Origin of the sequence: Micromonospora sp. WMMC273 (assembly GCF_027460285.1) — a bacterium.
In the GTDB taxonomy this organism is placed as follows: Bacteria; Actinomycetota; Actinomycetes; order Mycobacteriales; family Micromonosporaceae; genus Micromonospora; species Micromonospora aurantiaca.
The window spans coordinates 5684226-5710750 of record NZ_JAPZBE010000001.1; the positions used below are offsets into that span (position 1 = coordinate 5684226).

General features: G+C 73.3%; 23 protein-coding genes. 7 read left to right on the plus strand and 16 right to left on the minus strand.

What is annotated here, in order from left to right:
* Positions 1-4: 4 nt before the first annotated feature.
* Complete coding sequence (rlmB, locus tag O7611_RS26435; RefSeq protein WP_194801904.1) at positions 5-1120, minus strand: 23S rRNA (guanosine(2251)-2'-O)-methyltransferase RlmB; 1116 nt, start codon at positions 1118-1120, stop codon at positions 5-7.
* Positions 1120-2535, minus strand: coding sequence for a cysteine--tRNA ligase (gene cysS / locus O7611_RS26440; RefSeq protein WP_194801905.1), 1416 nt, complete (start codon positions 2533-2535; stop codon positions 1120-1122). Before cysS ends, rlmB begins: the two co-directional genes overlap by 1 nt.
* 63 nt (positions 2536-2598) lie before the next feature.
* Between cysS and O7611_RS26445 the strand changes: the two genes are divergently transcribed.
* Both O7611_RS26445 and O7611_RS26450 read left to right on the plus strand, forming a co-directional pair.
* Positions 2599-3246, plus strand: a complete 648-nt coding sequence (locus tag O7611_RS26445; protein WP_047891141.1) for an IclR family transcriptional regulator — start codon at positions 2599-2601, stop codon at positions 3244-3246.
* Between the two features lie 360 nt (positions 3247-3606).
* Positions 3607-4626, plus strand: a complete 1020-nt coding sequence (locus O7611_RS26450; RefSeq protein ID WP_194801907.1) for a hypothetical protein — start codon at positions 3607-3609, stop codon at positions 4624-4626.
* Positions 4627-4736: 110 nt separating this feature from the next.
* Here O7611_RS26450 and O7611_RS26455 read toward each other — a convergent pair whose 3' ends face one another.
* From O7611_RS26455 to O7611_RS26465, 3 genes are all read right to left on the minus strand, one after another.
* Positions 4737-6425 carry a S8 family serine peptidase gene (locus tag O7611_RS26455; RefSeq protein ID WP_194801908.1) on the minus strand — a complete coding sequence of 563 codons (1689 nt, stop codon included), beginning with the start codon at positions 6423-6425 and terminating at the stop codon, positions 4737-4739.
* Positions 6426-6513: 88 nt separating this feature from the next.
* A complete protein-coding gene (locus O7611_RS26460; RefSeq protein ID WP_194801909.1) occupies positions 6514-7212 on the minus strand; it encodes an HAD family hydrolase in 699 nt (232 codons plus the stop codon).
* Positions 7209-8171: an EamA family transporter gene (locus tag O7611_RS26465; RefSeq protein WP_194801910.1), complete on the minus strand. Its 963-nt coding sequence runs from the start codon at positions 8169-8171 to the stop codon at positions 7209-7211. Before O7611_RS26465 ends, O7611_RS26460 begins: the two co-directional genes overlap by 4 nt.
* Positions 8172-8243: 72 nt before the next feature.
* Between O7611_RS26465 and O7611_RS26470 the strand changes: the two genes are divergently transcribed.
* The gene (locus O7611_RS26470; RefSeq protein ID WP_269697754.1) at positions 8244-8792 is read left to right on the plus strand and encodes a CGNR zinc finger domain-containing protein; all 549 of its coding nucleotides are present in this window, start codon (positions 8244-8246) and stop codon (positions 8790-8792) included.
* Here the strand turns inward: O7611_RS26470 and O7611_RS26475 are convergent.
* From O7611_RS26475 to O7611_RS26500, 6 genes are all read right to left on the minus strand, one after another.
* Positions 8756-9355: a GNAT family N-acetyltransferase gene (locus O7611_RS26475; RefSeq protein ID WP_194801911.1), complete on the minus strand. Its 600-nt coding sequence runs from the start codon at positions 9353-9355 to the stop codon at positions 8756-8758. The genes O7611_RS26470 and O7611_RS26475 overlap by 37 nt on opposite strands.
* A 54-nt stretch (positions 9356-9409) precedes the next feature.
* Positions 9410-10810, minus strand: coding sequence for a class II fumarate hydratase (locus tag O7611_RS26480; RefSeq protein ID WP_370584978.1), 1401 nt, complete (start codon positions 10808-10810; stop codon positions 9410-9412).
* Between the two features lie 53 nt (positions 10811-10863).
* On the minus strand, positions 10864-13839 hold the full coding sequence (locus O7611_RS26485; protein ID WP_269697755.1) for an AfsR/SARP family transcriptional regulator: 2976 nt from the start codon (positions 13837-13839) through the stop codon (positions 10864-10866).
* A gap of 248 nt (positions 13840-14087) precedes the next feature.
* The gene (locus O7611_RS26490) at positions 14088-15755 is read right to left on the minus strand and encodes a fumarate hydratase (protein ID WP_013288918.1); all 1668 of its coding nucleotides are present in this window, start codon (positions 15753-15755) and stop codon (positions 14088-14090) included.
* 76 nt (positions 15756-15831) lie between these two features.
* Complete coding sequence (locus O7611_RS26495; RefSeq protein WP_269697756.1) at positions 15832-17268, minus strand: outer membrane protein assembly factor BamB family protein; 1437 nt, start codon at positions 17266-17268, stop codon at positions 15832-15834.
* 72 nt (positions 17269-17340) lie between these two features.
* Complete coding sequence (locus O7611_RS26500; protein WP_194801915.1) at positions 17341-17835, minus strand: Lrp/AsnC family transcriptional regulator; 495 nt, start codon at positions 17833-17835, stop codon at positions 17341-17343.
* 140 nt (positions 17836-17975) lie between these two features.
* Here O7611_RS26500 and hppD point away from each other — a divergent pair, with 140 nt between their 5' ends.
* The 4 genes from hppD to hisC all read left to right on the plus strand — a co-directional run bounded on the left by hppD (position 17976) and on the right by hisC (position 22080).
* Complete coding sequence (hppD, locus tag O7611_RS26505) at positions 17976-19181, plus strand: 4-hydroxyphenylpyruvate dioxygenase (protein ID WP_013288921.1); 1206 nt, start codon at positions 17976-17978, stop codon at positions 19179-19181.
* A 181-nt stretch (positions 19182-19362) separates the two neighbouring features.
* On the plus strand, positions 19363-19896 hold the full coding sequence (locus O7611_RS26510) for an RDD family protein (protein WP_228532486.1): 534 nt from the start codon (positions 19363-19365) through the stop codon (positions 19894-19896).
* A gap of 55 nt (positions 19897-19951) precedes the next feature.
* Complete coding sequence (locus O7611_RS26515) at positions 19952-20980, plus strand: RDD family protein (protein WP_269697757.1); 1029 nt, start codon at positions 19952-19954, stop codon at positions 20978-20980.
* Complete coding sequence (hisC, locus tag O7611_RS26520; RefSeq protein WP_135242305.1) at positions 20977-22080, plus strand: histidinol-phosphate transaminase; 1104 nt, start codon at positions 20977-20979, stop codon at positions 22078-22080. The genes O7611_RS26515 and hisC overlap by 4 nt, the downstream gene beginning before the upstream one ends.
* A gap of 58 nt (positions 22081-22138) precedes the next feature.
* Here hisC and O7611_RS26525 read toward each other — a convergent pair whose 3' ends face one another.
* The 5 genes from O7611_RS26525 to O7611_RS26545 form a co-directional block, all read right to left on the minus strand.
* A complete protein-coding gene (locus tag O7611_RS26525; protein ID WP_194801918.1) occupies positions 22139-23392 on the minus strand; it encodes an outer membrane protein assembly factor BamB family protein in 1254 nt (417 codons plus the stop codon).
* A gap of 67 nt (positions 23393-23459) precedes the next feature.
* On the minus strand, positions 23460-23942 hold the full coding sequence (locus O7611_RS26530; RefSeq protein WP_135242307.1) for an SRPBCC family protein: 483 nt from the start codon (positions 23940-23942) through the stop codon (positions 23460-23462).
* A gap of 110 nt (positions 23943-24052) precedes the next feature.
* On the minus strand, positions 24053-24262 hold the full coding sequence (locus O7611_RS26535) for a DUF397 domain-containing protein (RefSeq protein ID WP_194801919.1): 210 nt from the start codon (positions 24260-24262) through the stop codon (positions 24053-24055).
* 168 nt (positions 24263-24430) lie between these two features.
* Positions 24431-25630, minus strand: a complete 1200-nt coding sequence (fahA, locus tag O7611_RS26540) for a fumarylacetoacetase (RefSeq protein WP_194801920.1) — start codon at positions 25628-25630, stop codon at positions 24431-24433.
* Positions 25627-26493, minus strand: a complete 867-nt coding sequence (locus O7611_RS26545) for a hypothetical protein (RefSeq protein WP_269697758.1) — start codon at positions 26491-26493, stop codon at positions 25627-25629. Before O7611_RS26545 ends, fahA begins: the two co-directional genes overlap by 4 nt.
* Positions 26494-26525: the final 32 nt, after the last annotated feature.

Sequence of the window (26525 nt, forward strand, 5' to 3'; positions counted from 1 at the left end):
TCGATCAGGCCTCGACGGACCGGCGGCGCGCGACCTCGGCGAGCGTGACCGCGGCGGCGACGCTGGCGTTGAGCGACTCCACGTCGGAGACCATCGGGATGCTGACGGTCAGGTCGCAGGTCTCCCCGACCAGGCGGGACAGCCCGCGTCCCTCCGAGCCGACCACCACGACGAGCGGGCCGACGGCTGCTTCCAGGTCGTACAGGTCGGTCTGTCCGTCGGCGTCCAGGCCGACCACGACGAAGCCGGCCTCCTTGCATGCCTTGAGCGACCGGGTCAGGTTGGTGACCTGGGCGACGGGCACGCGCGCGGCCGCGCCGGCGCTGGTCCGCCAGGCGGTCGCGGTGATCCCGGCGGCACGCCGTTCGGGTACGAAGACACCCTGCGCGCCGAACGCGGCGGCCGACCGGATGACCGCGCCGAGGTTGCGCGGGTCGGTGACGCCGTCGAGCGCGACGAGCAGCGGGGCGGCCTGTTCCAGCGCGGCGGCGACCAGGTCGTCGAAGGGCTCGTAGGCGAACGGCGGCACCTGGAGGCCGACGCCCTGGTGCAGCACGCCGCCGGTCATCCGGTCCAGCTCGGCGCGGCTGACCTCGAGGATCGCGATGCCCCGGTCGGCGGCGGTGCGGACGATCTCCTTGACCCGGTCGTCGATGTCGATGCCGTGCGCGGTGTAGAGCGCGGTCGCGGGCACCTGGGTGCGCAGCGACTCCAGCACCGGGTTGCGCCCGACAAGCAGCTCCGGGCTGTCCTTCGCCGGGTTGGCCTTGCGACCCGGCGCGACCCGGGGACCGCCCCGGCCGGCGGGCTTGCCCTTGCCGCCCTTGAGCGGCACGCCGGCCCGGCTGCCCTTGCCCCAGGTGGTGTCCTTGGTGCCGGGCTGGCCGATCTTGGGTGCGCGCCCCTCCTCGGCGGCGGCGCGGCGCTCCTTGTCCTGCTTCCAGGCGGTGCGCTGGGGCAGCTTCTCGGTACCCGAGTACGCCTTGTGCCACGGCCGCTCGTCGGCGGGCAGCGTGCGGCCCCGCCCGGCGAGGGAGTCCTTGTTCTTGCCACCGGTGCCCTTGGGGGCGCCCGCCTTCGGCGTCAGTCGCCGGCCACGGCGCTGCGAGTTGCCGGCCATCAGTCCTGCTCTCCAATAGTCCAACGCGGGCCCTGGGGGGTGTCCTCGACGACCACGCCGGCCTGCTTGAGCTGGTCGCGTACGGCGTCGGCGGCGGCCCAGTCCTTGCGGCCGCGGGCCTGCGCGCGCTGCTCCAGGGCCAGCGCGATCAGGGAGTCCACCACGCCGCGCAGGTCGTCCGTGCGGCCGCCGCCGGTCCAGGCCGGGTCCAGGGGGTCGACGCCGAGGATATCCAGCATCGCCCGGGTGGCGGCGAGCGTCGTGCGGACGGTCACATCGTCACCGGCGGTCAGCGCGGTGTTGCCGTCACGGACCACCTCGTGCAGCGCTGCCAGCGCCGCCGACGTGTTGAGGTCGTCGTCCATCGCGGCGGTGAAGCCGGCCGGCAGGTCGCCGGACCGGCCGCCGCCGACCCGCTCGGCCGCCCGCTGCACGAAGCCTTCGATCCGCCGGTACGCCACGGCGGCCTCGCGGAGCGCGTCCTCGGAGTAGTCGATGCGGGACCGGTAGTGCGCGGCGACGTAGTAGTAGCGCAGCTCCACCGGGCGCACGCCGAGCGAGGCCACGTAGTCGAGGTCGAGCGTGTTGCCGAGCGACTTGCCCATCTTGGTGCCGCCGATGCCGAGCAGGCCGTGGTGCACCCAGTAGCGGGCGAACGGCAGGTCGGCGGCCTGCGACTGGGCGATCTCGTTCTCGTGGTGCGGGAACGTCAGGTCGAGCCCGCCGCCGTGGATGTCGAACTCGGGGCCCAGGTAGCGCCAGCACATGGCCGAGCACTCGATGTGCCAGCCGGGGCGGCCGCGGCCCCACGGCGACGGCCAGTAGGCATCGGCCGGTTCGCCCGGCTTGGCGCCCTTCCAGAGCGCGAAGTCACGCGGATCCCGCTTGCCCCGGTCGGGGGCGTCGCCGGCGGGTTGCATGTCCGCCGGGGACTGGCCGGACAGCGAGCCGTACGCGGGCCAGGAGGCCACGTCGAAGTAGACGTCGCCGGAGCCGTCGGTGGCCGGGTAGGCGTGACCGGTCTCGATCAGCCGGGCGATCAGCTCGTGCATCTCCGGGATGTGCCCGGTGGCCCGCGGCTCGTACGTCGGCGGGAGCACGTTCAGCGCCCGGTAGGAGGCGGTGAGGATCTGCTCGTTGGCGTACGCGATCGACCAGAACGGCCGGTCCTGTTCCATCGCCTTGGCCAGGACCTTGTCGTCGATGTCGGTCAGGTTGCGGATGAACGTGACCTCGAAGCCCTTGTCGAGCAGCCAGCGGCGTAGCACGTCGTAGTTGACGCCGGAGCGAAGGTGACCGATGTGCGGCGGGGCCTGGAGCGTGAGACCACACAGGTAGACCCCCACCTTGCCGGCTTCCCGCGGGACGAAGTCCCGCACCGATCGGGTGGCGGTGTCATACAGGCGTAGCGTCACCTCACAAGGGTAGCCGTCCGCACATTTCCGGGTTGGCCGGAGCCGGGTCGTACGCTGCGTGCTGTGGACACGGCGGCACGCACGGGAGAGACGGCGCAGACCCTGGACCGGGGCCTGCGGCTGCTGCACCTGGTCGCGGACGCGCCGGGCGGGCTGACGGTCACCGAGGCGGCGCACCGGCTGGGCATCGGACGGGCGGCCGTCTACCGGCTGGTCGGCGCGCTGACCGGCCACGGGATGCTACGGCGCGACGGCGAGGGCCGCCTGCGCATCGGCGTGGGCGTGCTGCACCTGGCCCGCCGCGCCCAGCCGCTGCTGGCCGAGGGCGCCCTGCCGGCGCTGCGCCGACTCGCCGAGGGCACCGGGGCGACCGCACACCTGACGGTGGTCGAGGGCGGCGAGGGGGTGGCGCTCGCGGTGGTCGAGCCGAGCTGGACGTCGTTCCACGTGGCGTACCGCACCGGTACCCGGCACCCGCTGGAGCGGGGGGCCGCCGGCCGGGCGGTGCTGGCCGGGCGGGCCGGCGATCCGGGGCCGGTGAGCACAAGCGGCGAGCTCCAGTCGGGCGCGTACGGGGTGGCGGCGCCGGTGCTCGGCGTGCCGGGTCTGGAGGGCAGCGTCGGGGTGGTGTCGCTGACCCCGCTCGACGTGGCGGACGTCGGCGCCCAGGTCACCGCCGCCGCCGAGGCGGTGGCCGCCGCGCTCTCCTGACCCGCGTGCCCTCGCCGGTCCTCGCGGGTCCTCACGCCAGATCGGCGAAGTGGCTGCATCAAACGACCCGGATACCGCCACCTCCCCGAAGTGGAGTCGATCAAGCGAGCTCAACACCTCCGGAACGCGCCCACGAACCTGCCCTCCTCCACACACCCCCACGCCAGCACGGCGAGGTGGCTGGATCAACACGCCCCGGACACCACCACCTCCCCGAGATGGAGTGGATCATGGAAAGGCCGAGGGCTATAGCACGCCGACAGGGCCGTGCGGGGGTTGTCCACAGGGCGCGTAGGGCGGCACGGCTGCGACTGTCCACAGGGGTACCGATCTCGACCCGTGCGCCGCCACGCTCGTCACATGCCACCTCATCCTCATCGACCACCGGAGTTGGCCTGGCAGGTCTTCCGGGGCTCGGAAGCGATCCGGCGCGGGCTGCTGTCCCGGCATCATCTGCGCGGCGCGTCCTGGATCCGGCTCCGGCAGGACGTCTACGCCGACGCGCGACTCGACCGCGACCACGCGCTGGCCTGCCGCGCGGCGCTGCTGCGCCTGCCACCCGGCGCGGCGATCGCCGGTCCGTCGGCGGCCTACCTGCACGGGGTCGAGCACGCCGCGGGCTTCACCGACGACGTGCACGTCCTGCTGCCGGCCACGGTCCGGGCCGACTCCCAGCCCGGTGTCCGGGTGCACCACGCCCCTATGGCGAGCACACGCAGCGGTCTCCTGGTCCCCGTCGGCAGCGCCGCAAGGGGGCCCGGACCGCACGGCCGGATCGTCCCGCCGGCTTCCGCCGCCGCATCGAACCCGTTCGCGGAGTCGTCCCCCGGCGCGGTGATGATCCTGGCCGGGCCTCCGCCACGCACCGAGCCGGCCGCCTGCGCTTGGGAGACTGCGGTCTGGGCCGATCCGGTGGAGGCGGTCGGCATCATCGACGGGCTGCTGCGTACCGGTTCGGTGAACCGGTCGGCGCTGGCGAGCGAGGCGGCCCGGAACGCCTGTCGCCCCGGTGGGCGGCGGGCGGTCTGGGTGTTCGGCCTGACCGACGGGCTGGCCCAGTCCCCGCCCGAGTCCCACCTGCGGGTCCGTCTCGTCCTCGCCGGCCTGCCTCGCGCGGTGGCCCAGTATCCGGTGCGGGTGCCGACCGGGCTGATCCTGCACCCCGACCTGGCCTGGCCGGAGTTCCGGGTCGCTGTCGAGTACGACGGTCAGTGGCACTCCGACGCGGACCGGATGCACCTCGACCGGCGGCGGCTCAACCAGTTCGTCGCGGCCGGCTGGCTGGTGCTGCACGTGACCGGCCGCCGTCTGCGCAAGGAGTTCCCCGCCCTGGTGCGGGAGATCCGCGCCGCACTGGTGGCCCGGGGGTGGCGGCCGTGACACCGGCCGCCGCCCCACCAGCCGCCACGCCACCAGCTGCGCAGGTCACCGGAACGCCGAAATGGCGGCGTCCGGAAACTCCGGACACCGCCACCTCGGGGGAACTGTCGTTACGGTCGAACGTTGGGCTTGACCGGGGTCTTCACCGCGGCGTAGGCGTCGACGATGCCGTAGCCGTAGAAGCCGTTGAAGTTCAGCGAGCCCGCGCAGTACGCGTCGAACTCGGCGTCCCGGCCCTCGTTGGTGTAGCTCTGCAGCCGCGGCTCCGGGCAGGCGTGCTCGGCCGCCGTCCGGTAGAGGTGCTGCTCGACCAGGTTCGGCGCCATGCCGTAGCCGTTGCGGCCCTCCTTCTTGCCGTGCTTGCTGACGATCAGCGCCGCCACGCCCGAGACGTGCGGGGACGCCATCGAGGTGCCCTGCAGGTAGGTGTAGTAGCCACACTCACCCTTGGCGGTGCACTGCTTGAACACCGAGTTCTCGAAGCCGGCGACGATGTCGCCGTTCTCGTCGACCGACCCCTCCTCCTGGAGCACCTTCTTCGGGTACGTGGAGAGGATCATGTTGGCGTCGGTGCGGTACGTGTCGGTGCCGAAGCCGTCGCGGAACCAGCCGCCCGGAGCCGCCACCGAGATCTGCTCGGTGCCGTAGTTCGAGTAGTCCGACTTCTTGCCGGACGGGCCGACCGCCGACACGCCGATCACGTGCGGGCCCTCGACCGGCAGGTCCCAGCAGGTCGCGTTGTCGATCGGGCGCGGGTACGGGTCGGCGCCGTAGTCCGGGCTGCTCACGTCGGTGCGCGGTGCGCCCAGGTCCTCGTGGTTGTTACCGAGCGAGCCGACGAGCGTGACGCCCTTGCGGTGCGCGAAGTTGAGCGCCCGCTTCATGGCCTCGATGACGGTGCGCTGCTCGGCCTGCGCCTCCGGCGAGTCGGCCGGGTTGGCGGTGCAGTTGTAGAGCCACGGGTCGACGTAGAAGGACATGTTCACCACGTCCAGCCCGGACCGGCCCGCGTGCACCAGGGCGTTCACCACCGGGTTGAGGAAGAAGTAGCCGCTGTCCTGGCCGCCCTTCAGCTCGACCAGGGAGACGTTCGGGGCCACGCCGGACAGGCCGAAGCCGTTCGCGGCGGCGCCGATGGTGCCGGCCACGTGCGTGCCGTGCCCGCCGTCGTCGGTGCCGACCGGGTCGAGGCAGCTCGCCACCTCGCACGGGCCGTCGACCTCGGGGATGTCCGGGGCGAAGTTGCGCGACAGCGCCCAGTTGAAGTTCGGCGCCAGGTCGGGCTGGCTGGCGTCGACGCCGGTGTCCAGGATGCCGACGGTGACGCGGCGGTCGCCCGGCTCGATCTTGCGGGCCTTGTCGGCCCGGATCATGTCCAGACCCCAGAGCTTGTCGTCGAGCGGGTCCATCTTCTTGCCGTTGCCCTTGGCGGCCTTGCCCTTGGTCGCCGCGGCGGCCAGCAGGTGCTCCTGCTCGACCCGGTCCAGCTTCGGCTTGCGGCCGATCGCCTTCTCCTCGGCCGCGCCGACCAGCGCAGCGGCCGCGGTGGCCCGGCTGGCGAAGTCCGCCCGGTCGCTTCTGACCTGGAACAGGCCGACGTCGTCGGTGCGGGCGACGACCTTGCCACCGGCGGCGGTGATCGCGGCGACCGCGGCGTCACTGGAGACGCCGCTCTCGGCCAGCACGGTGAAGGTCCGGAACTCCGACGGCGCGGCGTTCGCCGGGATGCTCAGGCCGGTCACCGTGAGTGCCAGCGAGGCCGCAGCAGCGACCGCGCCGACGGTGAAGCGCTTGCTCACCACATCAGATCCTCTCGTTGAGGGACGTGGTGTCATCCCACATCACGGGAGCCGGTTCCGCCAGATCGACGTCCGTTATCGGCGGCAACTAGGCATTCGCGCTCATCAAGGTGGCGAGCACCGTGGACAGTCCGGCGAGCGAGGACACCTCGGCGTCCGGTTCGAGGCCGCGCGGGCGGGGCAACCCGGCCCGGTTGAGCCAGACCGCGCGCAGCCCGGCCCGCTGGGCGGCGGCCACGTCGTGCTCCGGCGAGTCGCCCACGTGGACGATGCGCGCGGCGGGCAGCCCGGACGCGGCCACCACCGCCGCGAAGAACTCCGGCGCCGGTTTCTTGGGCAGGCCACCCTCGTGCGCGTACAGCTCGAAGGCGAACTGCCCGGCGAGCCCGCAGCGTTCGGCGCGGCTGTTGCCGTTCGTGGCGAAGCCCAGCACGTGGTGCGGGCGCAGCGCCGCCAGCGCGGGCAGCGCGTCGGGAAAGGGCCGGCTCAGCGCGTACCGGCGGGCGAAGAACAACGCCGCGAACTCGTCCAGGTCCGCCTCCAGCCCGGCCCGGGCCAGCGACCGGGCCAGCGCGGCCCGCCGGATCTCCTGCACCGGGGCGGCGCTGAGCGCGCCGAAGACCGCACCCCAGTCCCCCTCCAGGTCCGCGAGCACCACAGCGGCCGCCGCCGGGGTCCGCCGCCGCATCTCCTCGAGTACGGCGACGAGCGCGCCGGTGATCGCCGGGCGCAGGTCGACGAGTGTCTCGTCGGCGTCGAAGACGACGGCGCCGGGCGGCCCGCTCATCGCTCGCCGGTCAGCACCGGCTCGGCCGGTGCGTCAGCCGGTTCCGGCGGTGTACCGCGCAGTTCGTCCGCCCGGACCAGGGCGACGCCGCCGAGGATGAGCACGCCGCCGGCCAGCTGGATCAGGCTGGGCAGTTCGTCGAGCACCAGCCAGGCGATCAGGACCGCGAACATCACCTCGGTCAGACCCACGAAGGAGGACAGCCGTGCCCCGAGCAGCCGGGTGCCGGCGACACCGGCGAGGTACGCGACCACTGCGGCGATCAGCGACAGCCCGGCGATCGGCACCAGCCAGCTCACCCGGTGCCCGCCGAAGGTGACGTCGGCGGTGCCGGCCGCCAGCGGCAGCGCTCCGATGCCGCCGAGCAGGAGCAGCGCCAGCGCCCCGACGGCCATGCCGCCGCTGGCCATCACGACCGAGGGCAGGCCCGCGTCGATCCGGCCGGCGATGACGAAGTATCCGGCGAGTCCCACGCCCGCGCCGAGGCCCCAGAGCACGCCCACCGGGTCGAGTCGTCCGGCGCCGGTGAGGTCGAGGACGAGCACCAGCCCGCACAGGGCGATGACCGAGCCGGCCACAGTGAGCAGCCGAGGGCGCTGCCCGTGGACCAGCCACATCCATCCGACCACGAGCACGATGCCGAGGTATTCGAGCAGGAGCGCCACGCCGACCGGCAGGTAGCGGACCGCGTTGAAGAAGCACGCCTGCGCCGTGGCCACGCCGAGCAGCCCGAACAGCACCACGGTTCCCGCGTTGCGGCGCAGCACGTTCCACCTGCCGCGCAGCGCGAGCACGGCGGGGACGGCGAGCACCAGCGCGGCGATGCCGACCCGGGCGATCACCACGGCGACCGCCGTCCACTCGCCGGTGATCAGCGGGCGGGCGAAGGTGCCCGAGGTGGCGAACGTGATCGCGGAGAGCAGTGCCAGGCCGAGCCCGACGCCGGACCGTTCACGCATCGGCATCTCCTGGTCATGAGTCAAGGAAGGTTATGCTGATGACGCTAGGCGTAGCCTCCGACAGGAGTCAAGTTGCTTTTCGCCCATGACACCGAATGCGCGCTGGTCAGCGTCGCCGCACTGGTGAACACCGCCGGCGACGACCGGGAAGGGCTGCCCGACGTGGCCGCCCTGGACGCGTTCTTCACCGCCCACGGTTGGGGCGGCCGGCACGAGCACACCGACGCCGAACTGCGCCAGGTCCGCGCGCTGCGGCCCCGGCTGCGCCGCATCTGGTACGGCGACACCGACGAGGTGGTCGCAATCGTCAACGCGCTGCTGCGCGAGTCGCACGCGCTGCCGCAACTCGTGCGGCACGACGACGAGCCGTACCACCTGCACGCCGTGCCGCGGGACGCGCCGCTGGCGACCCGGATGGCGGTCGAGGCCGCGATGGCGATGGCCGACCTGGTCCGGATGGGCGAACTGAGCCGGCTGCGGCACTGCGACCACCCGGACTGCGACAACGTGCTCGTCGACCTGTCCCGGAACCGGTCGCGCCGGTTCTGCGACGCCGGCTGCGGCAACCGCGCCGCGGTGAGCGCCTACCGGGCCCGCAGGGCCGCCGCGTCCCACTCCTGACGCGTCCCGGGCCAGGCGTCGCGGCGCAGCTCGTACTCGACCTCGCCGTGCTCCGTACCCGGGATCGGGTCGTCGAAGGCCAGGTGGAACGTGCGGACGTAACGCAACCCGGCGCGGGCCATGACCGCGCGGGAGCGGTCGTTGACCGCCATCGTCTGGGCCCACACCCGGCGGACGCCGACCGTGTCGAACGCGTGCCGCACCAGCGCCCGCGCGCCCTCGGTCGCCAGCCCGTGCCCCCACGTGGCGCGGCGCAGCCGGTAGCCCAGCTCCGCCTCGGCGCCGTCGTCGGACGGGTCGAGCGAGTGCCAGCCGAGGAACTCGCCGGTGAACCGGTCGAGCGTCGCCCAGCGGCCGAGCCCGGGAAACCTGTCGTACTGCGCGAGTACCCGGGGCAGCACCTCGTCCCGGTACGTCGCGGCCGAGGTCGGCGCGCCGCCGGTCAGGAAGCGCATGACCTCCGGATCGGCGTCCAGCGCCACCAGCCGATCCACGTCGTCAATCGTGAACCGGCGCAGCGTCAGCCGCGCGGTCTCCAGCAACACCCCGCCGTCGTCACGCACCGTCGGATCATGCCGCGCCCCCTGTGACGGGTCGAGGCAATTACCGGCGCCGGCTCAGGGGTGGGTCATCCGGAGCAGGTCCAGCGCCTCGTCCAGCTGGGTCTCGGTGAGCGTGCCCGAGTCGACGTGCCCCCGGGCGATCACCACCTCGCGGATGGACACCTGCTTGGCCAGCGCCTCCTTGGCGATCGAGGCGGCCTCGTCGTACCCGAGGTGGCGGTTGAGCGGGGTGACGATCGACGGCGAGCCCTCCGCGTACGCCAGGCAGACCTCGGCGTCCGCGACCAGGCCGGCCACCAGCCGCTCGGCGAACAGCCGGCTGGACGCGGCGATCAGCTTGATCGACTCCAGCAGGTTGCGGCCCATCACCGGGAGCATCACGTTCAGCTCGAAGTCGCCCTGCGACCCGGCGAAGGCCACCGCCGCGTCGTTGCCGATCACCTGGGCGCAGACCTGCCGCATCGCCTCGGCCACCACCGGGTTCACCTTGCCCGGCATGATCGACGACCCCGGCTGGAGGTCGGGGATGCGCAGCTCACGCAGCCCGGCACGCGGGCCGGAGCCCATCCACCGCACGTCGTTGGCGATCTTGTAGAGACCGACCGCGACGGTACGGAGCTGGCCGGACGTCTCCACCAGCGCGTCCCGGGCGCCCTGCGCCTCGAAGTGGTTGCGCGCCTCGGTCAGCGGCAGCCCTGTCGACTCCCGCAGCTTGCCGATCACCCGGTCGGCGAAGCCCAGCGGCGTGTTGATGCCGGTGCCGACGGCGGTGCCGCCCAGCGGCAGCTCGGCCAGCCGGGGCAGCGCCGACTCCAGCCGCTCGACGCCGTAGCGGACCTGCGCGGCGTAGCCGCCGAACTCCTGCCCGAGCGTGACCGGCGTGGCGTCCATGAGGTGGGTACGCCCGGCCTTGACCACCGTCTCGAACTCGGCCGCCTTCTCCTCCAGCGCGCCCGCGAGCTGCTTCAGCGAGGGAATCAGATCCTCCACCACGAACTGGGTGGCGGCCAGGTGGATCGAGGTGGGGAAGACGTCGTTGCTGGACTGCGACGCGTTGACGTGGTCGTTCGGGTGCACGTCGCGGCCCAGCTCGCGGCTCGCCAGGGTGGCGATCACCTCGTTGGTGTTCATGTTGGACGAGGTGCCGGAACCGGTCTGGAACACGTCCACCGGGAACTGGTCGTCGTAGCCGCCCTCTGCGACGTGCGCGGCAGCGGTGGCGATCGCCTGCGCCACGTCCGCGTCGATCACCCCCAGCTCACCGTTGACCAGGGCCGCCGCACCCTTGATCTGCGCCAGGGCCTTGATCTGGGCCGGTTCCAGCCCGCGCCCCGAGATCGGGAAGTTCTGCACCGCGCGCTGGGTCTGCGCCCGCCACAGCGCCTCGGCGGGCACCTCCACCTCGCCCATCGAGTCGCGTTCGATCCGGTAGCCGGTCGCCTCTGGAGTCGTCACGCGTTCCATCCTGCCGCGCCGCCGGTCGGTGTGCAGGGAAAGTGGCGCGGCCCTCAGCCCAGCTCGGCGAGCAGCCTCTCGGTCTCCCGCCGGTCCGGCGACTCGACCTGGCGGAACAGCGCCAGCGCTCGCACGGCATACCGGCGGGCCTGGTCCGGGTCGGTGTGCCGCAGGCAGCGGGCGAGGCCGTCCAGGGCCCGCGCCTGCTCGTAGCGCAGGCTCAGGCGCGTGGCGTCGTCCAGCACCCGGCGGTGCAGGTCGATCGCGGCGTCGACGTCGCCCAGGTCGTGCAGGGCGCGGGCGAGGAGGTTACGGGAGGCGCACTGCCCGATCCGGTCCCCCGCGTCGGTCATCGCGAGCAGAGCGGCCCGGTGCTGGTCGGCGGCCTCGACCGGGCGGCCCGCCTCACGCTCCATCATGCCGATCTCGTTGAGGATCTCCCCCTCACCGAACCGGTTCGCGGTGCTCCGTTTCAGGTGCAGCGCCGCCCGGAGCAGCCGGCGGGCCGGCCCGGTCTGGCCCAGGCGGTGCCGGATCATGCCGAGGTGGCCGACCGCGTTCGAGGTGTGCCGCGGATCCCCGGCCTCCCTCCCCAGGACGATGTGCCGCCGGGCCGCCCGGAGGGCCAGGTCGTACCGGCCACGGAACAGCTCGGCGACCGACAGCATGTTGAACAGGCTGGACATGGTCGCCGCGTCGTCCGGGTAGCGGCTGATCCGCAGCGCCTCGTCGACGTACCTGATGCAGCGCTCCGCGTCGTCGGTCCCGAAACACACGGCGGCGAGGTTGGAGAGCGCCTGGACCTGCTCCCGGCGCAGGCCGAGCCGGCGGTACCTGTCGACGCCCGCCTCCAGGAACCGGATCGCCTCCGGAAAGTCCCCCAACCGGAACTTCGCCGAGGCGAGGTAGTTCATGGTGATCGCCACGGCCTCCTCGTCCCCCGACCCGACGGCGGCGCGCAGCGCCACCTCATGCGTCTCGACCAGTTCGTCGAGGTGGCCACCGACGAAATTGGACCACCAGCACGCCCGGGTCAGCTGCCAGCAGTACGCCGGAAGGCCCTCCGACTCGGCCAGGTGCACCAGTCCGACGAGAGCCGCCCGGTTCTCGTCGAACCAGGACTGACCCGGCGTGCCCGGGGCCGGCAGCAGATCGGGACGCCGCGGCGGCGGGAAGGCGACCTGGCTCAGCGCGCCCAGCTTCGTCTCGGCGACCATCGCCAGGCCGACCGCCACCTGAAGGTGATGGTCGAGCAGATGGGCCACCGCCGTCTGTCGCTCCTCCGGGCGCTCGGTCTCGGCCAGCAACCGGCGGGCGTACTCCCGGAGCAGGTCGTGGAGGCGGTAGCGGCCCGGGGCCGTCTCCTCGGCCAGGTGCACGTCCACCAGCTCGTCCAGCAGGTCCTGCGCCTCCGGCAGAGGCACGTCGGCGAGCACCGCCGCCACCCGGTTGTCGAACCGTATGCCGGGGTGGAGTCCGAGCAACCGGAACAGCCGCCGGGCCGGCGCCGAGACCTGCGCGTACGAGAGCGTGAAGGCGTCCCCGACGGACCGCTCGCCGACCGCCAGCTCGGCCAGCGAGTCCTGCGCCTCGGCCAGCCGCCGCGCCAGGTCGGCGACCCGCCAGTGCGGACGGTGCGCGAGCCGGGACCCGGCCAGCCGGATGGCGAGCGGCAGGTGACCGCACCGCTGGACCACCTCGGCGGCCGCGGCCGGCTCGGCGTCGACCCGGTCGGCGCCGACGATCCGGCCGAGCAGTTCGACGGCCTCGTCCGGGTCCAGGACCGGTAGCGAGTGAGGACGCCCCTCGTCCAGCCCGGCCAGCCGCCGCCGGCTGGTCACCAGCACGAGATTGTCCGGACCGCTGGGCAGCAGCGCCGCCGCCTGGGCGGCGCTCGCCGCGTTGTCGAGCACCACCACGGCCCGCCGGTCGGCCAGCTCGGAGCGCCACATCGCCAGCCGGTCCTCCGCGTCGACCGGCACCCGCTCGGCCGGCACGCCGAGCTGCCGCAGCAGGGTGGCCGCGGCCGCCGCGGGGGCCAGCGGGCTGCGCTCGCTGTAGCCGTGCAGGTCGATGAAGAGTTCCGCGTCGGGGAACCGCTCGCGCAACCCGGTCGCGACCTGGACGGCGAGGGTCGTCTTGCCGCTGCCGGCCATCCCGTCGATCAGATACAGCCGTGTGCCCCCCTCGACGATGTCCTTGACGAGCCGCGCCATGGTCTGCTGACGACCGGTGAAGTCCCGGATGGCCCGGGGCAGTGTGCGTACCGGGGTCGCCGGGCGCGCGCCCGCCGCCTCGTCGCCGGCCAGCACGCGCTGGTGCAGCTCCTGCAACGCCGCGCCCGGCTCGATGCCCAGCTCCTCGGCGTAGATCCGTCGGCCCTCCCGGTAGACGGCGAGCGCGTCCGCCTGCCGGCCGACCGCCGAGAGAGCCAGCATCAGCTGACCTCGCAGCCGTTCCCGCAGCGGATTGTGCTCGACGGCCTCGGTGAGTTCGTCGACCAGTTCGGTGCCCCGGCGCAGCCGCAGCTCCACGTCGACGCAGTCCTCCAGCACGGCTAGCCGCTGCTCGTCGAGCGCCTGGGCCCGCAGCCGCACCACCCGGGCCGGGATGCCGGCGAGCGCCGGGCCGCGCCACAGCGCAAGAGCTGCCCGGTAGTGGCGGCGCGCCTCGGCCGGCCGGCCGGCGGCGGCCTCGGCACGCGCCGCCTCCACGGCACGGGCGAACATGTCGGCGTCGAGGTCGTCCGGCTCGATCCGGATGCCGTAGCCCGCCGGGTCGGTGACGATCGTCCCGGCTGGCAGCCCGAGCACCGCGAACCGCTGCCGCAGCCGCGAGACACAGATCTGGAGCTGGGTGCGCGCGGTGGCCGGCGGGCGCTCCTCCCAGACCGCGTCGACCAGATCCTCCACCGGCACCACCCGGCCGGGGCGCAGCAACAGCATGGCGAGCACGGTGCGATCCCGGCCCGCGGTGACGGTGGCTTCGCCGCCGCCGACCCGCAAGGGCCCCAAGATCCCGAATCGCATCCGCGCCCCCGCCTGCCGCCATGCAACTTCCAGCAGCGTAGCCCGACGGTCACCGAGCGGCGCGACGAGGCGATAGCGATCCGATAGCGACGGCACCCAGACTCGTCAACGGTTGTCGGTGACGGCATCCGACGGGGGCGGTGCGCCTGCCCGGCCACCCGGCCGGGCAGGCGCACCGATGTCGATGCACGACGGACACACCGAGGGCGCCCGGGACGATCCCGAGCGCCCCTGGTGTACGTCTGACGTCAGCGCCGGCCGACGGTGAGGACCGGCTTGGTGACCTCGGCGAAGAAGTCGTTGCCCTTGTCGTCGACGACGATGAAGGCGGGGAAGTCCTCCACCTCGATCTTCCAGACCGCCTCCATGCCCAGCTCGGCGTATTCGAGCACCTCGACGTGCTTGATGCAGTCCTGCGCGAGGCGGGCCGCCGGGCCGCCGATCGAGCCGAGGTAGAACCCCCCGTGGGCCTGACAGGAGCGGGTGACCTGGGCGGACCGGTTGCCCTTCGCGAGCATCACCATCGAGCCGCCGGCCGCCTGGAACTTCTCCACGTACGCGTCCATCCGGCCCGCCGTGGTGGGGCCGAACGAGCCGGAGGCATAGCCCTCGGGGGTCTTCGCCGGGCCGGCGTAGTAGACCGCGTGGTCGCGCAGATATTGCGGCATCGGCTCGCCCGCGTCCAGCCGCTCGGCGATCTTCGCGTGTGCGATGTCCCGGGCCACGACCAGCGGGCCGGTCAGCGACAGCCGGGTCTTCACCGGGTACTTCGACAGCTCGGCCCGGATCTCGTCCATCGGCCGGTTCAGGTCGACGCGGACGACCTCCTCGGTCTCCAGCGTCTCGTCGGTCACGTCGGGCAGATAACGCGCCGGGTCGGTCTCGAGTCGTTCCAGCCAGACGCCCGACGGGGTGATCTTCGCCACCGCCTGCCGGTCGGCCGAGCAGGAGACCGCGATCGCCACCGGGCAGGAGGCGCCGTGCCGGGGCAGCCGGACCACCCGTACGTCGTGGCAGAAGTAGCGCCCGCCGAACTGCGCGCCGATGCCGAAGTTGCGGGTCAGCTCCAGCACCTCGGCCTCCAACTCCAGGTCACGGAAGCCGTGCGCGCTCATCGAGCCCTCGGTGGGCAGCGCGTCGAGGTACTTCGCGGAGGCGTACTTCGCGGTCTTCAGCGCGTACTCCGCGGAGGTGCCGCCGATGACGATCGCCAGGTGGTAGGGCGGGCAGGCGGCGGTGCCGATGAGCCGCAGCTTCTCCTCCAGGAACTGCATCATCCGCGTGGGGTTCAGCAGCGCCTTGGTCTCCTGGTAGAGGTAGGACTTGTTGGCCGAGCCGCCACCCTTGGCCATGAACAGGAACTTGTACGCGTCGGCGTGGCCGTCCGGGTCCTCGGCGTACAGCTCCACCTGGGCGGGCAGGTTGCTGCCGGTGTTCCGCTCGTCCCACATGGTCAGCGGGGCGAGCTGCGAGTAGCGCAGGTTGAGCCGGGTGTACGCCTGGTAGACGCCGCGCGAGATCGCCTCCGCGTCGGTGCCGTCGGTGAGCACGTGCCGGCCGCGCTTGCCCATCACGATCGCGGTGCCGGTGTCCTGGCACATCGGCAGCACACCGCCGGCCGCGATGTTGGCGTTGCGCAGCAGGTCGAGCGCGACGAAGCGGTCGTTCGGCGAGGCCGCCGGATCGTCGATGATCGCGCGGAGCTGAGCCAGGTGGGCCGGGCGCAGGAAGTGGGCGATGTCGTGCATCGCCTCGGCCGTCAGCGCGGTCAGCGCGCCCGGATCCACGGTGAGGAACCGGCGGCCTCCGGGGCCGTTGACGACGTCCACGCCCTCGTCGGTGACCAGGCGGTATTCGGTCTGGTCGGGACCGGTCGGCAGCAGGGGTGCGTACGAGAAGGCGGCGGCACTGCTCATGACCGAAAAGCCTAGGGCAGAGCCGTCGATCGGTGGCACCCGCAGGTCGGTCCTGGGACGACCCTCTCACCCGCTGTCACTTGCCGTCGGCGCAGAGTTCCCGTTTCGGTCCGCAACTTCCCTGGTCGCTCGGCGGGCGCCAACTGCCTCCCGGGTCGGGCGCCACCGGCGCGCCGTCCTGGTCCGGCCCCGGCGCCTCGGACGTGCCGGCGCCCCAGCGGACGTACCCGATCTCCCGCCCCTCGCCGATGATCATGCCGTTCGGGCCGACCGCCAGCGCGTTCGCGGAGGTGCGCAGCTCGACCAGCACCCGGCCGTCCCGGGGCCCGACCGCGATCAGCCGGGACGGCTTCTCCTCGCTGATCACCGCCGCGTACGGGGTGAGCGCCGCGCCGCTCTTGCCGCCCGCCGGGCGGGTCCAGCGGGTCCGGTCGGCCGACAGCTCCCGGCCCAGCAGCGAACCCTTGTCGGCGCTGCGCACCACGGCGTAGCGGTCGTCCACGGCGAGCAGCTTCTCGCCGTCCGCGCCGGCCTGGAGCAGCCGGCCGTCGTACCCGTCGAGCACCGCCTCACGGCCGTCCGGGGCGACCCCGATGAGGACGTTGCGTCCACCCTGCGGGTCCTCCCGCTGCACGCAGCCGGCGTAGTCGGCGGTGCGCAGGTTGATCCCGGTACGCCGCCACACCTGCTGACCGGTGGCCGGGTCCACGGCGGTGACCGCGTAGTAGCAGCTCCCGTCGCGGGAGGTGGCCTCGATCCGCAGCAGCCGGCCGCCGACCACGGCGAGCCGCTCCTCCCGGCCGGGCTGGACGTTCTGGAGCACCCGGCCGGTGGCGGTGTCCACCACGTGCACCCGCCCGTCGACCGGGAAGCCGAGAAGCGGCGGGACGGACTCCGGCCCGGCCACTCCGCCGTCGATCCGGGTGGCGCCGAGCCGCCGGGTGCCGAGGAGTTCCGGGTTGTCGGCGAGCACGCCGCTGTGCACGCCGGGCAGGAACGCGCTCCACAGCGGAGCGGTGCCGCGCGGGTCCCAGGCGCGCAGTGTGCAGTCGGTGGCCTGCACGCAGTACGCGTCGAGCAGCAGGTTCCGGTAGGTCCAGACGGCGATCGCGCGATCGTCGCGGCGCCGGGTCACGCCGCTGACCGGGTCGAGCACCTCGTACCCCTTGTCGAGCAGCTTGCCCACGGCGACGACCGACTCCCGGCCGCTGCCCGCGACCGCCGACCAGTCGGCCTTGCGTTCCCACAGCTGGCCGCCGTCGGCGAGGTTGCGCGCCTCGATGCGGGTGCGCTGCTCGACGATCACGGTGTCGCCGGCGATGGTGACGCTGCGCGGCGTGCCGCCGACGCGCTGCTGCCAGACCACGTCGGGCTCGCTGATCGGCTTGCTCCGGTCGACCCAGTCCCACAGCGCCGGGAACGGGTTCCAGACGCCTGTCGCGGCGAGTACGACCACGGTGACGAGCCCGAGCAGCAACCAGCCGCGTATCCCTAGGCCCTTCACACCGCACACGGTAGCGACGATCACCGGTCCCCCGGGCCGCGTGCGGTGCGTGTCGCGGCGCTTCTTGGGCGGCCCGGGGTGTTAAGGGGCGCCGCGGGCGGCGGAGCGGACCAGCGGCAGCGTGCGGTACGGGATCTGTTCGGCAAGCGCGATGATGGTGGACGCGCGCCGGATGCCCTCCGAGGCGACGATCTGGTCGATGACCCGTTGGAGGTCGGTGTTCGACCGGGCGACGATGCGGCAGAGCAGGTCGCTGGAGCCGGTGATGGTGTGCGCCTCCAGCACCTCGGGGATCGCGGCCAGGTGCGCGGTGACCTGGTCGTGGCCGTGCCGCTGGCTGATCTCCAGGGTGACGAAGCTGGTCACCCCGAACCCGATCGCGGCGGGGGTGATGTCCGGCCCGAACCCGGTCACCACGCCCCGGTCGACGAGCTTGTCGAGCCGGGCCTGGACCGTGCCGCGGGCGACGCCGAGGCGCCGGGAGCACTCCAGCACGCCGATCCGGGGCTCCTCCGCGAGCAGTTCGATCAAGCGCGCGTCGAGCTCGTCGAGCTGTACATCCTGACCAGTGTTCATGGTGTCCGACGGTACCGAATGCACAACCTGACCAGGAATTACGTCAACTGTTGCCCAACTCACCGCGGTCCGTAGATCCTCGCCGGAAGAGCACATCCACGGCGGCCCCCGAGGCCGGCCGGTACGCGAGGGAGGCCACCATGACCCAGGCGATCGACCGACCCCAGTCGACCGAGGAGGTCGACGTCGACGCTCTCGTCGGCGCAGTCGACCACGACATCACCCGCGACCCGTTCCCGGTCAAGGGCATGGACCACGTCCACTTCCTGGTGGGGAACGCCAAGCAGGCCGCGCACTACTACTCCACCGCGTTCGGCATGACCTGCGTGGCGTACCGGGGGCCGGAGCAGGGCTACCGCGACCACGCGCAGTACGTGCTCACAAGCGGTTCGGCCCGCTTCGTGCTGACCGGCGCGGTCCGCCCGGACGCAGACGGCGCCGAGCACGTGGCGAAGCACAGCGACGGTGTCTCCGACATCGCGCTGGAGGTGCCGGACGTGGACGCCGCGTACGCGCACGCCGTGGCGCAGGGCGCGACCGGCCTGGTCGAGCCGCACGACGTCAGCGACGAGCACGGCACCGTGCGGATGGCGTCCATCGCCGCGTACGGCGACACCCGGCACAGCCTTGTCGACAGGTCCCGCTACACCGGCCCGTTCCTGCCCGGCTTCGTCGCTCGCGGCCCGATCGTGGACCGCCAGCCGATGATCGACGCCGGCCTCCAGCCGAAGCGGTTCTTCCAGGCCGTCGACCACGTGGTCGGCAACGTGGAGCTGGGCCGGATGGACGAGTGGGTCGAGTTCTACAAGCGCGTCATGGGCTTCTCGAACATGGCGGAGTTCATCGGCGACGACATCGCCACCGACTACTCGGCGTTGATGAGCAAGGTCGTCGCCAACGGCACCCGCAAGGTGAAGTTCCCGCTCAACGAGCCGGCCGTGGCCCGCAAGAAGTCGCAGATCGACGAGTACCTGGAGTTCTACCAGGGCCCCGGCGCCCAGCACATCGCCGTGGCCACGAACGACATCCTGGCCAGCGTGGACGCCATGCGCGCGGCGGGCGTCGAGTTCCTGGACACCCCGGACTCGTACTACGAGGACCCGGAGCTGCGCGCCCGCATCGGCAACGTCCGGGTGCCGATCGAGGAGCTTCAGTCCCGCAAGATCCTGGTCGACCGGGACGAGGACGGCTACCTGCTCCAGATCTTCACCAAGCCGGTGCAGGACCGCCCCACCGTCTTCTTCGAGCTGATCGAGCGGCACGGCTCGCTCGGCTTCGGCAAGGGCAACTTCAAGGCCCTGTTCGAGGCGATCGAGCGCGAGCAGGAGAAGCGCGGGAACCTGTAACACTGTCCGCGTGACCCAGCCTCCTCCGAACCCGACGCCGCCGCCCGCCGGTCCTGTACCCGCGGGCGGCGGCTTCGCGCCGCCCGGCGGACCGGCGGTGCCCGCGCAGCACGTTCCCCCGGGGTACGCCGGCCCGCCCGGCTACCCACCTCCCGGTTACCCCCCACCCGGGTACGCCCCGATGCCCGTCCCGCCTCCGGTCGCGCCGAACGGGCAGCCGCTGGCGAGCTTCGGTGACCGGCTGCTCGCCTACCTGATCGACACCGCCGTCGCCGTGGCGGTGACGATGGCACTGTTCCTGCCGGTCTTCTTCCTCGTCTTCGTCCGGATGATCGACGAGATCGAGCAGGCCGGCCCGAACGGCCCCGACCCGGCCGAGCTCTGGACCGGCGTACTCCTGCCGTTGTTCGCCGCCGAGCTCGGGGTGCTGCTGCTGATGCTCGCCTTCTACTGGGTCTACCACGTCGAGTACGCCCGCCGGACCGGGCAGACGCTGGGCAAGAAGGTGATGAAGCTACGGATCGTGCCGCTGCAGCCGGACGCCGCGCTGAGCCGGGGGATGCTCGGCAAGCGCTGGGTCGTCGAGTTCGCCGGCGGGATGTTCGTGCCGTTCCTCAGCTACCTCGACGGTTTCTGGCAACTGTGGGACAAGCCCTGGCAGCAGTGCCTCCACGACAAGTTCGCCGGAACGGTCGTCGTTAAGGTTGGCCCGTGAGCGCGAGGAGTGAGCCGGGTCTGCGAGCCCCGCAGTCGGGAACAAGGACGGCATCGTGAGTTTGGAACCTGGCTGGTACGTCGACCCCGCCGACACGGAGACCCGCAGGTGGTGGGACGGCGAGGGCTGGATCGGCGCGCCGATCCCGGTCGACGTCACCCCGCCCGACGGCCCGCCGCCCCCCGAACCCGAGCCCGCGCCGGCCGCCTCGACGCCCGCCGCCGGCCAGCAGGCCACCGGCCCCGGCGGCCGCCCCGACGCGACCACGACGTCCGGCACGCCCGGCGGTCCGGGCGGACCGAGCCCGTGGCCGGGTCAGCCGGGTCAGCCCGGCCAGGGCGGCCCGTGGCCGGGACAGCCGGGTCAGGTGAACCCGTGGCCGGGTCAGCCGGGCCAGCCCGGGCAGCCGGGGCAGGCCGGGCCGGGCACGCAGGGACCGCCGCCGGGCTGGCCGTACCCGCACTGGCCAGGTGCGCAGCCGGTCCCGCGTCCGCACGGGCTGCCGCTCGCGTCGTACGGCGCCCGGCTGGTCGCGCGCCTGATCGACTTCGGCGTGGTGTTCCTGCTCAACGCCGTGGTCAACGGCTGGTTCGTCTGGCGCTACGTCGAGGCGGTCTCCCCGTACCTGCGCGAGTCGGTGCGCCGGGCGCTCAACGGTGACACGTCCACCGAAGGGCTGCCCCAGATCGACGACCAGGCCGGCGGCCTCCAGATCGCGATTCTGGTGATCGCCACCGCGCTCTGGTACGCGTACGAGGTGCCGTCGATGGCGGCGCGCGGCCAGACCTTCGGCAAGCGGCTGATGGGCATCCGCGCGCTGCCGGTCGAGGCGGACCAGCCACTCGGCTTCGGCCGGGCCACCCGGCGCTGGAGCACGCTCGGCCTGCCGACGCTGCTCTGGTACTGCTGCGGGCTGGGCCTGGTGCTCCAGCTCATCGACGCGGTCTCACCCCTGTTCGACCATCCGCTGCGCCAGGCCCTGCACGACAAGCGGGCGCAGACGGTGGTGGTCCAGCTCCCCCGCAAGCGTGACACCCGTACCACCCCGCCCGAGAGCGCCGACACCCCGGGAGACACCCCATGACCGAGACCGGACGCCAGCAGCCCGCGCTGCGGCTCACCCGCGCCGACCTGGACGCGCTGCCCAACTACGTGCCCGGCCGCAGCCCGGCCGACCTGGCCCGCGAGCTGGGGCTGGCCGAGGCGATCAAGCTGGCCAGCAACGAGGTGCCGTACGGCCCGCTGCCGGGCGTGGTGGAGGCGGTCGCGGAGGCGGTGGCGGGTTCGCACCGCTACCCGGACATGGGCGTGGTGGCACTGCGTCAGGCGCTCGCCGAGCGGTACGGCGTGGACGCCGACCGGATCGCCACCGGCTGCGGTTCGGTGGCGCTGGCCGAGCACCTGGTGCGCGCCACCTGCCTGCCCGGTGACGAGCTGCTCTACTCGTGGCGCTCGTTCGAGGCGTACCCGATCATCGCGGCGACCAGCGGCGCGACGAGCGTGCGGGTGCCGAACGACGCCGGCCACGGCCACGACCTTTCCGCGATGGCTGCGGCGGTGACCGACCGGACCCGGATGGTGCTGGTCTGCAACCCGAACAACCCCACCGGTACGGCGGTACGCCGGGCCGAGCTGGACCGCTTCCTCGACGCGATGCCGGACGACGTGCTCGTGGTGATCGACGAGGCGTACCGGGAGTTCGTCACCGACCCCGAGGTGCCGGACGGCCTGACCTACCTGGACCGGCCGAACGTGGCGGTGCTGCGCACGCTGTCCAAGGCGTGGGGCCTGGCCGGTCTGCGGATCGGCTGGCTGGTCGCCGCGCCGGAGGTGGCCGCCGCCGTGCGCAAGGTGGTCACTCCGTTCTCCACCAGCATGGCGGCCCAGGCCGGCGCGCTGGCCGCGCTGGCGCAGGCCGACGAGGTGGAGCGGCGCTGCGCGCTGGTGGTGGCCGAGCGGGACCGGGTCACCGAGGCGCTGCGCAAGTTCGTCCCGGACGTGCCGGACAGCCAGGCCAACTTCGTCTGGCTGCCGCTGGGCGAGCGGGCGGTGGAGTTCGGCCGGGCGTGCGAGGCGCGCGGCGTGATCGTCCGCCCGTTCCCCGGCGACGGTGTCCGGGTCACCATCGGCACCCCGGCCGAGAACGACGCGTTCCTGGCCGCCGCAGAGGCCGCGCTGGCCTGACCGGGCGCGCCCGGCGTCGGTCCGTCAACCCCCTACGGACCGGCGCCGGGCGTCCGGATCAGGTCACGGCGAGCAGCACCGGCTCGGCCATCAGGAAGTAGCCCTGGTCGTCGTCCTCCGGAGCGGCCTGCTCCCGCAGCCGCTCCACGGCGACGTAGCCGTCCACCGCGTACGCCCGGCCCGGCCGCCAGCCGATCCCGTCCCGTCCCAGGTCGAGCACGAAACTGGACCGGGTGGTGCCGGTCAGCGGGTCCACGGTGACCAGTTCCCGCCGGTCGGTCAGCAGATGCACCCGTCCCGGCTCGGTCGCCAGCACCCGCGCCGGGTGGATGTCCGCCCGGCGCCACAGCTCCTCGCCGGTACGCGCCGAGCGTCCGACCACCACCGGGCCGGACGTGTCCACCGCCCGCTCACCGTCCAGCACCGTGTCCGGGTGGTCCAGGCCCGGCGCCGCGGCCGGCTCGCCCGGGTCGGTCACCAGCCAGCCCCGGCTGCCCGCGCCGTCCGGCCCGGCGGTACGTAGCCCACGGCAACCGGAGTGCCCGTGCGGGCAGCCCACAGGCGTGACGACGAGTTGCTCCGGCGCGTCCGGCGGCCGCCAGCGGGTCCGCACCGTACCGGTCGCCGCGTCCCGCAGCTCGACCGCGGCCGGGCCGTCGCAGCTGTCCACCCCGACCAGCTCGCCGCTGGCGGTGGTGCCCACGTCGGACCGGCAACCGCTGCCCACGTCGACGCGCCAGAGCCGGCGGCCGTCGGCGAGGTCGTAGCCGCCGAGCCCGCCCGGACCGGCCGCGAGCAGCACGGTCCGCCCGTCCGCAGCGCGCGCCACGTGCAGCCCGGCCGGATCCCAGACCGTGCCGGCGAAGGTGCGTCGCGGCTCCGGCACCGACCCGGGCCGCGGGCCGTCCGCCCGCCAGGCCACCCGACCGGTACGCGCGTCGAGCGCCACCAGCTTGCCGTCGGACCAGCGGCTGACCACCGTGGTTCCCTCGGCGAGCACTCCGACCAGCGTTGCCGGCCAGCGGCGGAAGGACCAGAACGGGGTGACCCGGTGCCGACCGGTGACCGGCTGGTCGGCGTACACCTGACGGGCGCCGGCGTAGACGCGGAGGCGGCCGTCCACGACGAGCGGCGCCACCGGCAGCCGCGCGAGCACCCCGGCGGTCGGCGCGGGCACCTCCGGGTACGACTTCCGGGCCGGGGTGTCGACCTCGGCGGGCGACAGCACCCGGACGACCACGGCGACCGACGCCGCGACGGCGAGCACCGCCACCAGCGCCACCACGGCCCGCCGCCTCGCGGCCTTCGCCATCCGTCACCTCCGCCCCGGCACCCTACCGGCCGTGTGCGGGCGGGGTGCGGGGAGCGGCCGGGTCGGCTCAGGCGGCCTCGGTGGATCGGTCGGAACCGGCGGCCAGCGCCAGGTCGGCCAGGTCACGCCGGAGCGCGCCCTCGACCGCGCGGGCCGCCAGGCCACCGAGGATCAGGGCCAGCACTCGCCCGTACGCCCGGGTCGGCACCGCCTCCTGCTCGACCGTGACCTCGGTGCAGCCGCGCCGCCGCCGCTCGACGGTGCGCAGCGTCCAGGTGATCCGGTAGTCGGCGCCGGCGCCGCGCGACCCGAGCACCAGGCGGCCGGGCGCGACCGCCTCGATCACCTCGAACTCCTCCGGCTCGGTGCCGCCGTCCGGGCGGACGCGGGTCTCCCGCCACACGGTGCCCGGTCCGAAGCCGCCGGTGCCGACGACCTCGACCGCGTCCACCGCCGAGAGCCAGTCGGCGCGGGCCGGGAGGTCGGTGAGCAGCCGCCACAGGTCGGCGTCCTGCGCTTCGATGAATGCGGAAACCGTCACCGTCGACATGGCACCTCCCGTGTCGTACACGGTACGGGCCGTGACCGGAAACGGGGAGCCTCCCGGTGACATTTCCACCACCGGTGCCCCGGCCGGGGCACCGGTGTGGGCGCGAGCGGTCAGCCTCCGAACGTGCCGCCCCGCAGCGCGGTGACGAACGCGGCCCAGCCCGGCGGGCTCACCGCGAGCGCGGGGCCGTCCGGGTCCTTCGAGTCGCGTACGCCCACCACGCCGTGCGCGGCGACCACGTTCGTCGCCACCTCGACGCAGAGACCCTGATCGTTCGAGCGGCTGCTGGTGCGCCAGACGGCACCGGTCAACTCGGTCATGCTCGATCCTTCCTCTCGGCTTTCGCTGGTACGCCCGGCCCGGCACCGCGGGCGGCTCCCGGGAGGAGCCACCGGCCGGGGCGTACGTGATCCGGAGCGATCAACGGCGAAGGAAACGGCCCCGGTCGCACATCGGGTGCGACCGGGGCCGGTTCGGAAGGTCGGATCTCAGCGGGCCGGGAGGATCGTCCCGGTGACCTCGCCCAACGCGACTGTGGTGCCGTCCGGGCCGGGCGCGGTGGCGGTGATCGTCACCGTGTCGCCGTCCTCCAGGAACGTCCGCTCGCTGCCGTCGGCGAACTTGACCGGCTCGGACCCGCCCCAGGTCAGCTCCAGGAACGACCCGACCTGGCCGCGCTCCGGACCGGAGACGGTGCCGGAGGCGTAGAGGTCGCCGGTACGCAGCGACGCGCCGTTGACGGTGAGGTGCGCGAGCTGCTGCGCCGGGGTCCAGTACATGCCGGCGAACGGCGGCTCGGCGACCCGCTCGCCGTTCCACTCGACCGACAGCGTCAGGTCCAGCCCGACGCGCGGGGTGTCGCGCAGGTAGTCCTGCACCGGCGGGTCCTGGTCCGGCGCGGGTACGAACGCGTCGGCGAGCGCCTCCAGCGGCGTCACCCAGGCCGAGACGGAGGTGGCGAACGACTTGCCGAGGAACGGTCCGAGCGGCTGGTACTCCCACGCCTGGATGTCCCGGGCCGACCAGTCGTTGACGAGCACCACGCCGAAGACGTGGTCGGCGAAGTCGGCCACCGGCACCCGCTCGCCGAGCCGGCTCGGCACGCCCACCACGAAGCCCACCTCGGCCTCGATGTCCAGCCGTACCGAGGCACCGGTGGTGGGGCCCTGCGCGCTGGCCCGCTGGCCGGTCGGGCGGATCACCGGGGTGCCGGAGACGACCACCGTGCCGGCCCGGCCGTGGTAGCCGATCGGCACGTGCTTCCAGTTCGGCAGCAGCGGCGGCTGCCCGGGCCGGAAGATCTGCCCGACGTTCGAGGCGTGGTGCTCCGAGGAGTAGAAGTCGACGTAGTCGGCCACCTCGAACGGCAGCGCCATCTCGACCTCGCGCAGCGGCACCAGCAGCGGCTCGACCGCCGCCCGGTGCTCCGGCTCGGTGAGCAGCTCGACGACCCGCTGCCGGACCGCCGTCCACTGCGGGCGGCCGAGCGCCATGAAGGCGTTGAGCGCCGGCTCACCCAGCGCGCCGCCGGCCAGCACCAGACCGGCGGCCTCCGCGCCGGCCAGGTCCAGCGCGAAGTCACCGATGCGGACGCCGATACGCGGCTCGCCGCCGCCGTGCCGGAACACGCCGTACGGCAGGTTCGTCACCCCGTACGGCGACCCCGCCGCCCCTGGTACCCAGGTCATGCCTCGTAGCCTCCGTTCACCAGCCCCAGCCGGATCAGATCGGTAAGTGGTTCGGAGATGCTGCACGAGCCGTACCCGACCCAGAGCGGGCGCTCGGCGTCGCGGTGCGCCCGGGCCGGCTCGACCACCCGTACCGGGTCGGTGGCGGCGAGCAGCTCGGCCACGCCGTCCACCTCGGCTCCCCCGACGGCGGCGAGCGTCGCGCCCAGCACGTTGACGAAACCGTGGTGGTTGAAGCCGGTCTCCGGGTCGCGGTGCCGGATCGCGTGGTGCAGCCCGGCGGTGAGCTTGAACGGCAGCTTACGGTCCCGGCACGCGCAGATCACCGCGGCCAGCTCGACCGGGGTGGGGAACAGTTCGGCGGCGAGCCCGCCGGTGCGGAACTTGGCGGCCACCGGCAGCCCGGCGGCGCGTGCCTCGGCGAGCGTGTCGAGCGCGCCCATCAGGCCGAAGGTCAGCGGGATCTCCGCGTACACGGCGGTGCCGGCGAGCCGGCCGGCGAGCGCGAGCAGCTCGGACAGCCCGGGTTGCGGGTCCTCGCCGCGCTTGGCGACCGGCGCCTCGATCTGCCGGGCGGCCAGCCCGTCGGGCGCGAGCGCGTCCAGCGCCTGCGGGAGCTGGTCCAGACCGGTGTCGCCGATCAGCCCGATGACCAGGCCCTCGGCCGGGTCCACCAGGCCGCTCAGTGATCCGCGCTGGATCTCCGAGGCGGGCAGCAGCAGCGGGCCGACCATGTCCGCGTACCAGGCGGTGCGGTGGGTGCGGTGCGCGGTCACCGCGTCGGGCAGCGGGGCGTTGCCGGGTGGGAAGACCGCGGCGTCGTCCACCAGGCCGGAGAGGAGGCGGGGCACCTGCGTTGACACGAGACAAGAATGTACGGGACGCTACGAGGAAC